Annotated in this window: 10 protein-coding genes; 1 reads left to right on the top strand and 9 read right to left on the bottom strand. The window is 71.2% G+C overall.

Annotated elements, in window-relative coordinates; translation table 11 throughout:
• Positions 1–93: 93 nt before the first annotated feature.
• Positions 94–1,128, bottom strand: coding sequence for a GDP-mannose 4,6-dehydratase (locus H2Q94_RS07935; protein WP_243793703.1), 1,035 nt, complete (start codon positions 1,126–1,128; stop codon positions 94–96).
• A gap of 402 nt (positions 1,129–1,530) precedes the next feature.
• Here H2Q94_RS07935 and H2Q94_RS07930 point away from each other — a divergent pair, with 402 nt between their 5' ends.
• Entirely contained in the window at positions 1,531–2,280 is a 750-nt protein-coding gene (locus H2Q94_RS07930) for a thioesterase II family protein (protein WP_243793701.1), read from the top strand.
• 374 nt (positions 2,281–2,654) lie between these two features.
• On the opposite strand, the gene H2Q94_RS07925 is transcribed toward H2Q94_RS07930, so the two are convergent.
• The 8 genes from H2Q94_RS07925 to H2Q94_RS07890 form a co-directional block, all read right to left on the bottom strand.
• Positions 2,655–5,297: a LuxR C-terminal-related transcriptional regulator gene (locus H2Q94_RS07925; protein ID WP_243793699.1), complete on the bottom strand. Its 2,643-nt coding sequence runs from the start codon at positions 5,295–5,297 to the stop codon at positions 2,655–2,657.
• Between the two features lie 75 nt (positions 5,298–5,372).
• Entirely contained in the window at positions 5,373–6,413 is a 1,041-nt protein-coding gene (locus H2Q94_RS07920; protein WP_243793697.1) for a zinc-dependent dehydrogenase, read from the bottom strand.
• Positions 6,410–6,892 (bottom strand): PTS mannitol transporter subunit IIA, encoded by a 483-nt coding sequence (locus tag H2Q94_RS07915; protein WP_243795602.1) that lies wholly within the window; start codon positions 6,890–6,892, stop codon positions 6,410–6,412. The genes H2Q94_RS07920 and H2Q94_RS07915 overlap by 4 nt, the downstream gene beginning before the upstream one ends.
• Positions 6,885–7,361, bottom strand: a complete 477-nt coding sequence (locus tag H2Q94_RS07910) for a PTS sugar transporter subunit IIBC family protein (RefSeq protein ID WP_243793695.1) — start codon at positions 7,359–7,361, stop codon at positions 6,885–6,887. The genes H2Q94_RS07915 and H2Q94_RS07910 overlap by 8 nt, the downstream gene beginning before the upstream one ends.
• Complete coding sequence (locus H2Q94_RS07905) at positions 7,358–8,449, bottom strand: PTS transporter subunit EIIC (RefSeq protein ID WP_243795601.1); 1,092 nt, start codon at positions 8,447–8,449, stop codon at positions 7,358–7,360. Before H2Q94_RS07905 ends, H2Q94_RS07910 begins: the two co-directional genes overlap by 4 nt.
• Before the next feature lie 65 nt (positions 8,450–8,514).
• Positions 8,515–9,456 carry a 1-phosphofructokinase family hexose kinase gene (locus H2Q94_RS07900; RefSeq protein ID WP_243793693.1) on the bottom strand — a complete coding sequence of 314 codons (942 nt, stop codon included), beginning with the start codon at positions 9,454–9,456 and terminating at the stop codon, positions 8,515–8,517.
• A gap of 211 nt (positions 9,457–9,667) precedes the next feature.
• Positions 9,668–10,309 carry a helix-turn-helix transcriptional regulator gene (locus H2Q94_RS07895; protein WP_243793691.1) on the bottom strand — a complete coding sequence of 214 codons (642 nt, stop codon included), beginning with the start codon at positions 10,307–10,309 and terminating at the stop codon, positions 9,668–9,670.
• Between the two features lie 471 nt (positions 10,310–10,780).
• On the bottom strand, positions 10,781–13,636 hold the full coding sequence (locus H2Q94_RS07890; RefSeq protein ID WP_243793687.1) for an AAA family ATPase: 2,856 nt from the start codon (positions 13,634–13,636) through the stop codon (positions 10,781–10,783).
• Positions 13,637–13,640 lie beyond the last annotated feature (4 nt).

The raw sequence follows: 13,640 nt of genomic DNA, 5'->3' as shown, positions 1-13,640 counted from the left end.
CACCGGTGGCCGGCTTGCTCAAGCTGGTCACCGATCAGCGGCTTCACCGCTGACAGGACACAGAACGAACGACGACATGCGCCGGGAACTCCACTACCAGCTGGAAGCCGAGAGCACTTCCGCGTAGTCGCGTTCGCGGGAGGCCTGGCGGATGTCGGACTCGACCATCATCGTCATCAGCTCGGTGAAATCGACCGCGGGCACCCAGCCGAGTTCGCGGCGGGCGTGCGAGGAGTCCGCGCACAACGTCTCCACCTCCGCCGGGCGCACCAGCGTCGGATCGATCGCGACGTAGTCCTCCCAGTTCAAGTCGGCCGCCTCGAACGCGATCCGCACCGCCTCCCGCACCGAGTGCATGCGCCCGGTCCCCACGACGTAGTCCGCGGGCCGGTCCTGTTGCAGCATCAGGTGCATCGCGCGCACGTAGTCGCCGGCGAAACCCCAGTCCCGCACCGCGTCCAGGTTCCCCAGGTACAACTTGTCCTGAAGTCCGAGCTTGATCTGCGCGACGGCCAGCGAGATCTTGCGCGTGACGAATTCCGCGCCACGACGCGGAGATTCGTGGTTGAACAGGATTCCCGACACGCCCCACACGCCGTAGGACTCCCGGTAGTTCTGCGTGATGTAGTGCCCGTAGGTCTTGGCGACGCCGTACGGGCTGCGCGGGTGGAACGTGGTGGTCTCGCTCTGCGGCGTTTCGGCGACCTTGCCGAACATCTCCGAGGACGACGCCTGGTAGAACCGGATGCCGTCCGATCCCGCGGCGCCGCTGGAACCGTGCAGGCCGCTGACGATGCGGATCGCCTCCAGCATGCGCAGCACGCCCATGCCGTTGACCTCGGTGACCAGTTCCGCCTGCTGCCAGGACATCGGCACGAACGAGATGGCGCCCAGGTTGTAGACCTCGTGCGGCTGAACCAAATCCACCGCCGAGACGAGACTTCCCTGATCCATCAGGTCACCGTCCACGAAGGACAGATCGGCGGCCAGCCTGCTGACGCGGGACTTGCGGGGGTTCGCCTGGCCGCGGATCAGGCCCCACACCTGGTATCCCTGGGCGAGCAGGTGCTCGGCCAGATAGGAGCCGTCCTGCCCGGTGATCCCGGTGATCAGCGCTCGCCTGGACATGTGCTTTCCCCTTCCACCACTGACAACGAACCGCCCGTGCCGACCGCGTGGACGGCCGCGGGAAGGCGCGCGGCCGCGCGCCGGTTACCAGCACAGGTCGAGGGCGACCGCCGGGGAGAACGCCCGGCTCGGCCCGGCTCCGACGCTGGCAGCCGGTCGCGCGCGGTGTCAAAGAAAAGCAGCACACCCTAGGGATTCGACGAGTCCTTCGCGACCAACACCGTCCCGGCTCGTTCCCCGGGAACGCCCCGGTGCGGATCGATTCGAAGCGAGCTCTGGGGCGATCACCAGATTTCCGCCGCCCGGACTAGGAATTCCCCGGTGCTCCGGCTGCTGTACTGATCGGCGCAGCAGCCGTCCCCTGGTCGCGGGACCGAACCCGCACTGCGCAGAGGAGAACTCGTGATCGACCTCGACCCCGGCAAGTGGCTTCGTCGCTACCGGCCCGCACCGGAGGCCGCGGTGCGGCTGGTGTGCTTCCCGCACGCGGGCGGGTCGGCCGCCTTCTACCGGCCGGTCGCGACCGCGCACTCCTCCGGCGCCGACGTCGTGGTGCTGCAGTACCCCGGCAGGCAGGACCGGCATCGGGAGCCGCTGCCCACGAGCATCGACGAGTACGCCGAAGCGATCACAACGGTGCTGGCGGCGGAACCCGAGCTGCCGACGGTGTTCTTCGGCCACAGCATGGGCGCGCTGCTCGGTTTCGAGGTGGCGCACCGGCTGGAGCACGGCGCCGGGATGCCGCCGCGAGCTCTGGTCGCCTCCGGGCGTCGCGCTCCCGGCACCGTCCGCGACGAACAGGTGCACCTGCTCGACGACGAGGGGCTGCTCGCCGACGTGCGCACGCTCAACGGCGCCACCTCCGCGCTGGAGGACGAGGAGATCGTGCGCATGTCGCTGCCCGCGATCCGCAACGACTACCGCGCGGTCGAGACCTACCCGCCGCGCCGGGACCGCGTGGTGGACTGCCCGATCACGGTCCTCATCGGCGACGAGGACCCGAAGTCCACAGTAGACGAGTCGATGCGCTGGAAGGAGCACACCACCGGCGCGTTCCGCCTCCGCACCTTCCGCGGCGGCCACTTCTACCTCGTCGACCAAGCAGCCGCCGTCAACACGGAACTCACCGAAGAACTCACCGCCCTCCGGTAACCGGTGAGGCAGACGCCCCTTCGCCGAATTCCACCGGCCAAAGCAGGCCATTGACTCCACGACAGGGATCAGGTGATGTCTCCTTTCGACCGGTCTTACCGGTCGGAGGCGACATTCACCTCAATCGGATAGGACGAGCCGGGAGAGCCGAAGCCCGCTGAATTGATCTTCCGGCATTGCCTGTCGTCCTGTCAGCGGCGAAGCCGATGAGCAGCGACCACCCAAGCATGAGGACCACCGGCAGGTCCTCAGCGGCTTCCTCGCGAGGACGGCTTTTTCCCTCGTGGCGGAGCGCCACTCGGGAGAAGATCCCGCAGCGAGGAAGCCGCTGAGGTTCCGCAACCCGGACACACGAGCAGGCCGTTCCGAGGACATCAGCCCAGGTCGAGTGCCTCGGCCAGGCCTGAGCGGCCCGCTACGCCGAGCTTGCGGTAGACCTTCGTCAGGTGCTTCTCCACCGCACGGGAGCTCACGCCCAGCTCCGTGGCGATCTGCTGGTTCCCCAGACCGCCGGCCACCAGCCGGGCGATGCGCAGTTCCGCGCGGGTGAGCTCGGCTTGCGCCCCGCCGCCCTCGCCCGCGATCTCGTCCTTCGAGCGCAGCCTCGGCACCCCGCAGGACGCCGCCAGCTCATCGCCCGCGTGCAGCTGCGCGCCCGCTTCGAGCCGGTCCGAACCGAGCAGCCTGCGCCCCAGCATCAAGTGCGCCTTCGCCAGCTCCAACGTGCAGGCGGCGCCGTGCAGCACCTCGATGGCCCGGCGGAGCAGTTCCACGCCCGCGTCCCCGTCGGTGACCGCGCCCCACACGCGCAGCGCGCGGCCGACGCCGCTGGGAGCACCCCAGGCCACCGCCCGCCGGTATTCCTCGGCGATCAGTTCCGCGGCGGGTTCCGCGCGCTGCACGCGGTGGTAGAGCAGTGCCGCCCAGCTGCGCCACGGCAGCTGGCACGGGTTGGACCAGCCCAGCCGTTCCCGTTCGCGCCCGCATTCGAGCAGGTGCTCCAGCGCCGCGCCGGTGTCCTGCACGCCCACCGCCAGCGCGGCGTCGCTCAGTTCCCGCACCCACACCGGCACCGCCTGATCCCAATCCCGGTGCCGGGCCAGCACCCGCGCCGCCGCACCGGTGTCCGCGGAATCCAGCACCACCGTCGCCAGCGTCTCGAAGCACCGGGACACCACCGACACCAGCGCCGGGTCGCAGCGGCGCAGCGTGCTCTCCGCCAACGCCACCGCTTCCGCGTACCGGCAGGACCGGACCAGGGCTGCGGCCCGTTCGGAGTCGATGACGAGGCGTTCCGCGGCGCGCTCGCCGTGTCCTGCCAGTGCGGACGTCAGCTCGGTCGTCCACTGCACGGCGTCGCCGACCTCGTCGGCCAGCGCCAGTGCGCGCGCCGCGAGCACAACGGCGCCGAGCGCCTGTCCCGGTTCAGCGCCGCAGGCGAGCGCCCGCCGCGCCCACGGCAGCACCGCGTCCACATCGGACCCGGTGAGGGTGGCCGCGTAGAGCAGCACCGCGACCCGCTCCGGAGCCACCTCGTCGTCCGGGTTGAGCGCGTCGAATCGTTCTCGGGTGTCCGCGCACCAGCCGGGATCGTCGAACCGGGCCGCGCGCACCCGGGTGTCGATGGCCAGTGCCACGGCCGGTTCCAGTTCCTCGTGCGCGCGGTACTGCTCGAACGCGGCGAGCATCGACGGCGGCGCCACCGCCAGCAGCATCGGCGGCACTTCCGCCAGCGCCGCCGCGCGCTGCTCGGACGAGGCGAACTTCGGCAGCGCCTGCGAGAGGTGGCGCATCGCGGCGACCGGCGCGCTGGATCGTTCCGCTTCCGCCAAGTCGGCCAGCAGCACGGAACGTTCGGCGCCCGCCGTCGGGCAGGCCAGCAGCGCGCGCCGCAGGCAGCGGATCGCCGCGGGCACGTCGCCCCGGTCCAGTGCGCGCCGTCCGGCGGCGTGCAGCACGCCGGTGGTCCACTCGCCCTGGGACGCGTCCGAGGCCAGCAGGTGTTCGGCCACGATCTCCACGGGCCGCTGGTCGGTCTGCAGCAGCCGAGCCGCCCTGCGGTGCCACTCGCTCAGGTCCGCGGGGGCCAGCCCGCCTTCCACCGCACCGCTGATCACCGGGTGCGCGAAGCGGGGCCGTTCGGAATCGGTGAGCACGCCCAGTTCGACGAGCGTGCCGATGGTGGCCGCGCACTCGTCGGAGTCGAGCTCGGCCAGTTCGGCGATCCGGTCCGGGTTCGCGGCGTCGAGCAGGGCCACCGCCCGCGCGGTGGCCAGCACCGGTTCGGGCTGCGCGCTGAGCACCGCGCCCGCCCGCTCGGCCACCACCGACGGCCGCACCGACCACGCGGAGTCCACATCGGACTCCGCGCAACGTTTGCCGCTGTCCCGCAATCCGCACGCGATGGCCTGGAGCAGCAGCGGCCTGCCGTGCGACATCCGGTGGCAGGCGGCGACGAACCCGGCATCGCCGGACACGCCGAACACGTCCCGCACGACCGCTCCCGTCCCTTCGGCGCTCAGCGCGGGCAGCTCGCGGCGGCGCGCGGCGCGGCCGAGCACTCGCGCGAAGGTCTCCGGGTCGGTGGCGGCCTGCCCGCTGCGGTGCGCGGCGACCACCAGCACCCGCGAGTCCGCCACCGAGCCGCACAACCGGTCGATCCAGCGCAGCGACTCCACGTCGGCGCACTGCAGATCGTCGACGAGCAGCAGCGCCGGCTCACCGGAGGTGAGCAGTCCGGCGCGCATCGTGGCGAAGTCCTGCCCCACTTCGGATTCGGCGGTGCAGCAGGAGAATTGCGTCAGCACGCCGAACGGGATGTCGCGTTCCGCGATGGTGGCGACCGCTCGCAGCACCCGCACGCCCTGCTCCCGCGCGACCGCCGCGGCCGCCGCCAGCAGCGCCGAGCGTCCGATGCCGAACGGGCCGGAGAACACCAGCAGACCACCGCTGCCGTGCCGCGCCTGCTCGAGGGACTCGCACAGCAGCGCGGTCTCGCTCTCCCGTTCCCGCAGCACGACGCCGTTCTCCTCCCGTCAGCGGCCGAGACCTCGCCGGACCGGAACACCAGAACGCGGGGCCTCGGCAGCCGTTCACTGCTCGATGGTCACCTTGATCGCCGCGCCGGTGCTGACCGTGTGGATCGCGTCCAGCACGTCCTCCAGCGGCAGCCGGTGGGTGATGAGGTCGTGCACCGGAACCTCGCCGGAGGCGATCAGCCGCAGCGCTCGCCGGTTGTGCTCCGGGGTGGAGCCGTTCGCCCCGACGATCATGAGCTCACGGTAGTGCACCGCGTTGGAATCGCAGTCGATGATCGGGGAATCCTTGGGTAAACCGCCGAAAAAACTGATCCGGCCGCGCCGGGACGCCATCCGCAGCGCCTGTTCCTGAGCCTCGCCCGAGGCGGCCGCGGTGATCACCACGTCCGCACCGATGCCGTCGGTCAGGCGCAGCACCTCGGCCACCGGGTCGTGTTCGGCGGCATGGATCACCGCGTCCGGGCGCACCAGCCCGGCGGCGCGTTCCAGGCGTTCGGCGTTGAGCTCCACGAGGTACACCGCCGCCGCGCCGCGCGCCCGCGCCAACCTGGTGTGCAGGCAGCCGATCGGCCCGGACCCGATGATCACCACCACGTCACCCGGCCCCACCCCGGCCAGCTCCTGTCCATTGAGGACGCATGCGAGGGGTTCGGCCACCGAGGCGTCGGCGAAGTCCAGCCCCTCGGGCAGCTTGTTCACTCCGTCCACGCGCAGCACCTGCTCCGGGACGATGAGGTACTCGGCGAAACCACCGTCGTAGTGGTAGCCCATCGAGCGCTGGTTCGGGCACACGGTCTGATCGCCCCGCTTGCAGAATCCGCAGTCGCCGCACGGGATCGCCGCGATCACCTGCACCCGATCACCCGGCGCGAAGCCCTGAGCGCCCTCGCCGACGGCGACCACCTCCCCGGCGATCTCGTGGCCGATGACGCGCGGCGGATCGATGTGGTGGTGGCCGTGGCGCATGATCTTCAGGTCGGTGCCGCAGGTCGAGCAGTTGCGCACCCGCAGCTTCAGCTCACCCGGACCGGCCTCCGGTTCCGGTGCCTGTTCGATGCGGATGTCACCGGGGGCGTAGAAACGTGCGACCTTCACCTGTCCTCCTCAGCGGACCGCAACAGCCGATCGACCGTCGCCTCGTCCGGCGCCTCGCGCAGTTCGCGCGCCCGCACCGGATCCATCAGGACCTTCGCCAGCGCCGCCAGCACCCCCAGGTGCTGTGCGCCCGCCGGATCCGGGGAACCATCGGGCTGCGACGAGCCCGCCGCGATCGCCACGCACAACCGGACCGTCGCCCCGTCGCTCCAGCGCACACCGCCGGGGAACTGCACCACGACCAGCGCGGTGCGCCGCACGAACCGGCGGGAGGCGGTGGTGCCGTGCGGAATCGCCACCCCTTCGCCGAGGTGCGTGGTCAGGGAACGTTCCCGTTCGTGCATCGCCGCGACGTACGGTCCGTCGACCGCACCCAACTCGACGAGCAGCCGGCCGCACTGGTCGATGGCGTCGGCGCATCCCGCGGCGGTCCGGCCGAGCCGCACCGCCAGCGGACGAGGCGGGCGAGCCTCAACCACCAAGGTTGCCGCCTTCACCGAGCACGCCGCCTTCGCGCACTGCCTGCTCGACCACGTCGAAGACCGGGTCGCCTAGGAAGCTGCGGAAACCGAGGATGACCGCGGAACCGGTGTCCTCCCGCCGCGCCCGCTCCAGCAGCGTCTCCTGGCAGAGGATCAGGTCCGCGTCGTCGGGGATGTCGCCGACGGAGGCGTGCGAGACCTGCACGTCGTAGGGCTTGAGCCTGCCCGCGAGCTGCGCGGCGACCATGGCGCTGCTGCCCATGCCCGCGTCACAGGCGATCACGACCTTCTGCACCGCAGCACCTTCGATCGTGCCCATCGAGTGCTCCTCTCCCGTTCGCCGTGCCTGCTCGACCTCGCTCGGTGGCACCGGCTCCTCCCGCAGCTCGTCGTGCGATCCACGGACTCGGCGCTGGGCGAAACCGATCGCGCGCAACCAGCGCGACGCCGCCGACCCGGCGCTCATCGGACCGCTCCGCCGGTCTCGACGCCGTCCTCGCGCCTGCCGACCTTCAGCACCACCGAGGCCACCAGGAACGCGACCACCGCCGATGCCGCTATCCCGGCTATCACGCCGAGGTAGCCGCCCTTCGGCGTCACCGCCAGCAGCGCCACCACGCTGCCCGGCGAGGGCGTGGCGACCAGCCCGGCGCCGGTCACGCTGAACACGAACAGGCCCGTCGCGCTGCCCGCAATGGTCGCCAGCAGCAACTTCGGCGCGGCCAGCACGTACGGGAAGTAGATCTCGTGGATACCGCCGAGGAACTGGATGACCAGCGCCCCCGGGGCGGTCGCGCGCATCGCGGACGACCCGAACACGGTGATCGCCAGCAGCACGCCGAAACCGGGACCGGGGTTCGGTTCGACCAGGAACTCGATGGCCTTGCCGTGCTCCAGCGCCTCCGACACGCCCAGCGGGCCGAGCACCCCGTGGTTGACGGCGTTGTTGAGGAACAGCACCTTCGCCGGTTCCACGATGATCGCCACCAGCGGCAGCAGGTGCAGGTGCAGCAGGGCCTGCACGCCGTGGCCGATCGCCACGGTGACGCTCTCGATCAGCGGCCCGATGGCCAGCAGCCCCAGCACCGCGAAGATCCCGCCGATGATCCCGGAGGCGAAGTTGTCCACCAGCATCTTGAACGCCGGAGCCACCCGCTTCCCGACGGTGCCGTCGAAGCGTCGCAGCACCCAGCCCGCCAGCGGGCCGACGATCATCGCCCCCAGGAACATCGGGATCTCGGCGCCGATCGCGATGCCGATCGTGGCGACCGCGCCGACCACCGCCCCGCGCTGCCCGTGCACTTGGCGACCGCCGGTGTAGCCGATCAGCACCGGCAGCAGCAGCGTGATCATCGGCTCTTTGAGCTGCGCCAGCTGCGCGTTCGGCCACCAGCCGGACGGGATGAACAGGGCGCTGATCAGCCCCCAGGCGATGAACGCGCCGATGTTGGGCATGACCATGCCGGCCAGCTGCCCGCCGAAACGTTGCACTACGACGCGAGCCCGCTGCGCCTGCGCCTTCGATCTCGAATCTTCGGTGACCGTCCCTGACATGGTTGTCACTTCCCGTACCTCGCCGACGCCGTTGTCCCTCTGCCTCGCCGACCGCCTTTCCGCGCTCAGGGATCCCGTTGCAGCCGCCGGCCCCAGGGCACCTGGGACGCGACGCGCACCAGGTCCGGGCGCAGGTCGTGCGGTTGCGGCATGGCGCTACCCGGCAGCGAGGCCGCTGCCGCGCCGCAGGCCACCGCGGTGACCAGCGCGGGCAGACCTCCGCAGCCTTCGGAAAGATATCCGGCGAGTAAAGCGTCCCCGGCGCCGACGGTGTTCTGCGCCGTCACGGGCGCTTCGGCGTGGCCGTCGCCGTCGTGGCCGCGTAGCAGGGCTCCGTCGGTACCCAGGCTGGCCAGCACGGTTCCCGCCCCGAGGTCCAGGAGCTCGTCGGCGGCGTCCGCGACGTCACCGATCGTTGTAATGGGGTGACCTACGGTCTGCTCCAGTTCCCGGAGGTTGGGCTTCACCAGAGCCGGACCGGCCTGCACCGCCTTGCGCAGCGCGGGTCCGCTCGTGTCGACGACCACCGGCACCCCGAGCGAGCCGACCGCGCGGACCAGCTCGGCGTAGTAGGCGCTGTCCACTCCGGGCGGCAGGCTGCCCGCGATGACGACCCGGTGCGCTCCGCCGGCGCCCTGCAGCACCGCCTCCGACAACGCGCGGGCGTCACCGGCCTCGAGCAGCGCGCCGGGTTCGTTGAACTTGGTGACGGTGGCGTCCGGCTCGACGACGCTCATGTTGATGCGGACCGGACCGACGGCGGGCACCCGCACGACGTTGATGCCGATGCCCGCGAGCAGCGCGACGAGTTGTTCGCCCTCGATGCCGCCCGCGGCGACGACCGCTCGCACGTCGACACCGTGCAGGGCCAGCGCACGGGCGACGTTGATGCCTTTGCCCCCGGGGTCGACCCGGATCGACGAGGCCCGGTTCAAGCCGCCGCGGACGAGTTCACGCACCTGCACGGTGCGGTCCAGGCTGGGGTTCGCCGTGACGGTGACGATCACGCGCACAGCCCTCCCCGAGTAGATGAACACCGGTGCGGCTGCTCAGCGCCCGCCGACACCGGAAGATCGACCTTGCAGCCGGATCGCCTGCCGGACAACCGATGCACAGTGAATCTCGGGATTTCCCGAAAGACTCCGACCGGACCGGGCGATCAGAGGAAAACGCGGCGTGGGCCGCCACCGGGCGACCGCCCCGGCGGGGCGTCGCCGATCACTTCACGTATTCCGGGAGCACTCGCGGCGGCCACTGGCCGACCCCGAGGATGCCCATCGAGTAGCCCTTCGAGACCAGGGCCGGGCGGTTGGTGACCTTGAGCTTCCGCAGCAACGTCGTCACGTGGTACTCGACACCGCCCCGGCTGAGGTAGAGCTTCGCGGCCAGCTGCACCGTGGACTCACCCGCCGCGACCCCTTCCAGGATCCGGGCGTCGACCTCGCTGAGCAGCTTCTCCTTGCTGCCGACCATCGCGGAGCGCTGCGCGTCGTCGGGCTGCAGCAGCACCATGACGCCCTCGACGCGGCCGGATTTGCCGGACACCGCGATCCCGGTCAGCTCACCGCCGAACAGCGCGTCCTTCGCGCCGATGGCGACCGCGTGCTCGACGAACCTCGGGTTGCGCCCCTCGGTGAGCCTGCCGAAGTGGTACTGGAACTTGCCGCGCACGCTGGGGTGCAGGAAGTCGTAGAAGCTGCGCCCACGCACGTCGGCCGCGCCGCGGCCGAACTGCTTGAAGAAGTACCGGTTCGCCTCCAGGACGCGCATACTCGAATCAAGGTTCGCCATGCACATGCCGGATTGCTCGAACAACGACCGGAAAATGTCCCGGTAATCGTCATCGGATTCTTCCGTCACGCCGGCAGGTGTGGCTCGCGCTCGCATGGTGCCACTGGATGTCATCGGAATTCGACCATTCCTCTCTGGCTGGCGAGAAACGCAGGTACATCATTTATTCGAAAGCATTACCAGAATTCAACGACATCATCAGACTATGGATCTAAAACCAAGCAAGTCAACAGCGCTCCCGGGCCGCCCTTAAGCCTGCGGTCAAGTCCGGTCCTGGTTCGGTTCGGTGCGGACCTCTTCGGTTCGGTGCCCTTCCACCAGGCATTTCGTCTTTACGGTACCGAACCGTACCGCACCATGCGGGGTGGTTCGGGTACGGTCCGGAGCCATGTCGGCCGCCACAGGGCCGGACACGAACCAACATCGCGCCAAGGCGGGGAGACATTCCCGGCCAGCATTGCCCGCACGATGCGACCAACCGTGACCACCATGATCACCCAACGCACACGGCCGGTGGTACCGCGCGGGACCGAACTCCGCTCAGCCCCGCAGCCATTCCGGGCGCAATGCGCCCGCCAAATCCGCGCGTCCTTCGATTCCCAATTTTCGGTAAGCCGCGGTGAGATGTTTTTCGACCGCGCGCCTGGTCACCCGGAGTTCGTTCGCGATCTCCTGATTGGTGCGGCCCAGCGCGGCCAATTCCGCCACCGACTCCTCGCCCCGGGTCAAGGACGCCGGCGACTCCGTTGATCCGATCGCGCGGTCCGGGTTCGCGGCGCCCGGAACCCCCGGCAGCCGCGGAGCACCGCAGCGGGCCGCGAGCCTGCCGCCCTCCGCCAGCAGCAGGTCGGACTCCACCGGATCGCGCTCGCGCAGCGCCTCGCCGAGCGCGACCAGCGCGCTCGCCAGTTCCAGGCGGTCCGCCGCCGGACGCAGCACCTGCACGGCCTCCCGCAGCATCTCCACGCCGCGGCCGCCGCCGGTCAGCACCGCCCGCACCCGCAACGCCCTGCCCAGCGAAGCCGCCGCTCCCCAATCCCGGGCGCGCGCGTGCTCCTCCTCGGCCAGTTCCATCGCGGCCCGGACGTCGCCGAGCCGGTGGCGCAGCAGCGCCGCCGTCGGCCGCCACGAATACGGCGCCGGGCCGTACCACCCGGCCTGTTCCAGCCGTCGGCCGCAGTCGAGCAGGTGCGTCAGCGCCGATCGCGGGTCTCCGTCGTCGAGCGCCATGCTGCTCTGCACCAGCCGCCGGGTCGCCATCGCCCGCAGATCGTCCGGTGAGTGCGGCAGGCGCAGCACCCGCTCGCACAGCTCCCGGTCCCGCAGCCTGCGGGCCACCCCGCCCGTCACGAACACCGGCGCCGCCATCGCCTCGGGCAGGTCCGGCTCGGCGAGGTCCAACGCCCGCACCGCGCTCCGCCTGGCCTGTTCGAGCTGGCCCGCGTCCAGCAGCACCAGGCCGCGTTGCGCCGCCACCAGCGCCTCCATGCCAATGGCCCGCTGGCGGCGGGCGTGGTCGGCGGCCAGCGCCAGCCACGACTCCAGTCCTTCCGGTGCGCCCGCCGCCAGCAGCACCGCGGGCAGGTAGCGCAGCACCGAATGCGTCTCCGCGCTGGAGTTCGCCGGTTCCTGCGCCAGCAGCTCCCGCGCCATCGCCGCCACTTCGGCCGCCCGCGGTGCACCCGTGAGCGCCATCGCGGACAGCAGCACCACCCGCAGTTCCCGCTCCGCGCCGCCGGGCGCTCGCCGCCGGGCGTCCAGTTCGGCCATCCGCTCGGCCACGTCGGCGTGCGATTGCGGATCGTCGAGCGCGAGGTGGCGGGTCCGCGCCTCCAACCGCAGCGCCAGATCCCGGTCCGGTCCTTCCAGTGCCTCCGCCGGTCCGTGTTCGGCCGCGACGACCCGGACCATCTCCGCAACCTGCGGCACCGAGCCCGTCACGGTCAACGGGAGCCGCCCCAGCACACCGGCCCGGTCGCGGGTCTCCCGAAGCTGCGGCACCGATTGGGTGATGTGACGGATCGCGGCGGGCAGGTCGAAACCCAATTCGACCGAGCCGAGTTCCGCGAGCAGCCTCGCCCGGCCCATCCCGCCCGAGTCGAGGTCCAGCAGGGCTCGCCGCAGGTAGCGGGCGGCTGCCTCCGGTGATCGAGGCAGCACGGTGTAGGCGGCTTCCCGCAGCCGCTGCACGCCCCAGCTCGACAGCGAGGAGTTGACCAGCAGCAACTGGTCCCCCACCGGCTCCGGCGGATAGCCGTGGCCGTGCAGCAGCGCCGCCGCCCGCAGGTGCAGCCGCGTGTTGTCGCTCTCGGCCATCGACTCGTCGATCGCGGCGATCACGTCCTCGGCCAGCATTTCCGCCGCCAGGCCACCGCGTTCGGCGGGAACGGCCACTTCGATCCGGTCCGGATGCACCCGGAACCACGGTTCCAGCACCCGCAGCGCCTGCTCGTAGCGGCTCGGCGTCAGCCCGGACAGGCGTTGCACCAGTGCGGGGTCCGCGTGTTCGCCGAGGACGACGACGGCTCGGGCCACGTCGGCGGCGGGTTCCGCCGTGGACAACGCCCGCACCAGCCGACGCCTGCGATCGCCTTCGGCGAGGGCGCGCAGCAACGGCAGCGCTCCCGGCCCGGCCCGCAGTCCCCGCGCGGCGGCCTGGTCGAGCAAGCTCACCAGGTCGCGCGGGTGGCCGCCGGTGAGTTCGTGGCACACCGCGGCGAACACTTCGGAGTTCGCCTCCGGTTCGGCCTCGAGCCGGTCCCGGACGAGCGCGCCGACCGCCGCCACCGACAGCGGACCCGGCCGCACCCGGTGGTCGGCCGCCGAAATGATTTCGCGGGTGAGCGCGGTCCGAGCGCGCCCGCCGTCGGGGTCGAGCACGACCGCGATCAACACCCGCATCCCGCGCAGCCGTGCGATGAGGTAGGCCAGGCAGCGCAACGACGCGTCATCCGCCCAGTGCAGGTCGTCGACCGCCAGCACCACCGCGCGGCGCGAGCTGGTGCTGACCAGCAGCGCGTGCAGGGCGTGCAGCACCGAGACCGGAACGGTGGCGGGATCGGGGCCGGGATCTTCGTCCGCGGGCGGCAGCGCCGCGACCGGGGCCGCCCCTGATCGATGCTCGTCGGCGTCGGATTCGGGCTCTCGTGCGAGCTCCGACAGGCCGTGCAGCAGCCGCCGCGCGAGCCCGAAACGGAAAGACCGTTCACTGGCGACACCACTGGCACCGAGCACGTGCGCGCCTTCGGCGGCGGCCAGTTCCCGCAGCCGGTTCAGCAACACCGATCGGCCGCTGCCCGCGGCGCCGTCGATGAGCACGAGCGCGCCGGTGCCCCGCCGGACGGTACGCACGGCCGATTCCAGCACCGCGAGTTCCGGCTCACGTTCGACGAGCATCCGG

Origin of the sequence: Saccharopolyspora gloriosae (genome assembly GCF_022828475.1) — a bacterium.
Taxonomy (GTDB): Bacteria; Actinomycetota; Actinomycetes; order Mycobacteriales; family Pseudonocardiaceae; genus Saccharopolyspora_C; species Saccharopolyspora_C gloriosae_A.
This window is presented reverse-complemented; position numbering and strand designations above follow the sequence as displayed.

Bases quoted from the DNA above. Each gene is read 5' to 3' on its own strand.
- H2Q94_RS07905 (WP_243795601.1), bottom strand. From the start codon at position 8,449: ATGTCAGGGACGGTCACCGAAGATTCGAGATCGAAGGCGCAGGCGCAG.
- H2Q94_RS07890 (WP_243793687.1), bottom strand. From the start codon at position 13,636: ATGCTCGTCGAACGTGAGCCGGAACTCGCGGTGCTGGAATCGGCCGTG.
- H2Q94_RS07910 (WP_243793695.1), bottom strand. From the start codon at position 7,361: ATGAGCGCCGGGTCGGCGGCGTCGCGCTGGTTGCGCGCGATCGGTTTC.
- H2Q94_RS07935 (WP_243793703.1), bottom strand. From the start codon at position 1,128: ATGTCCAGGCGAGCGCTGATCACCGGGATCACCGGGCAGGACGGCTCC.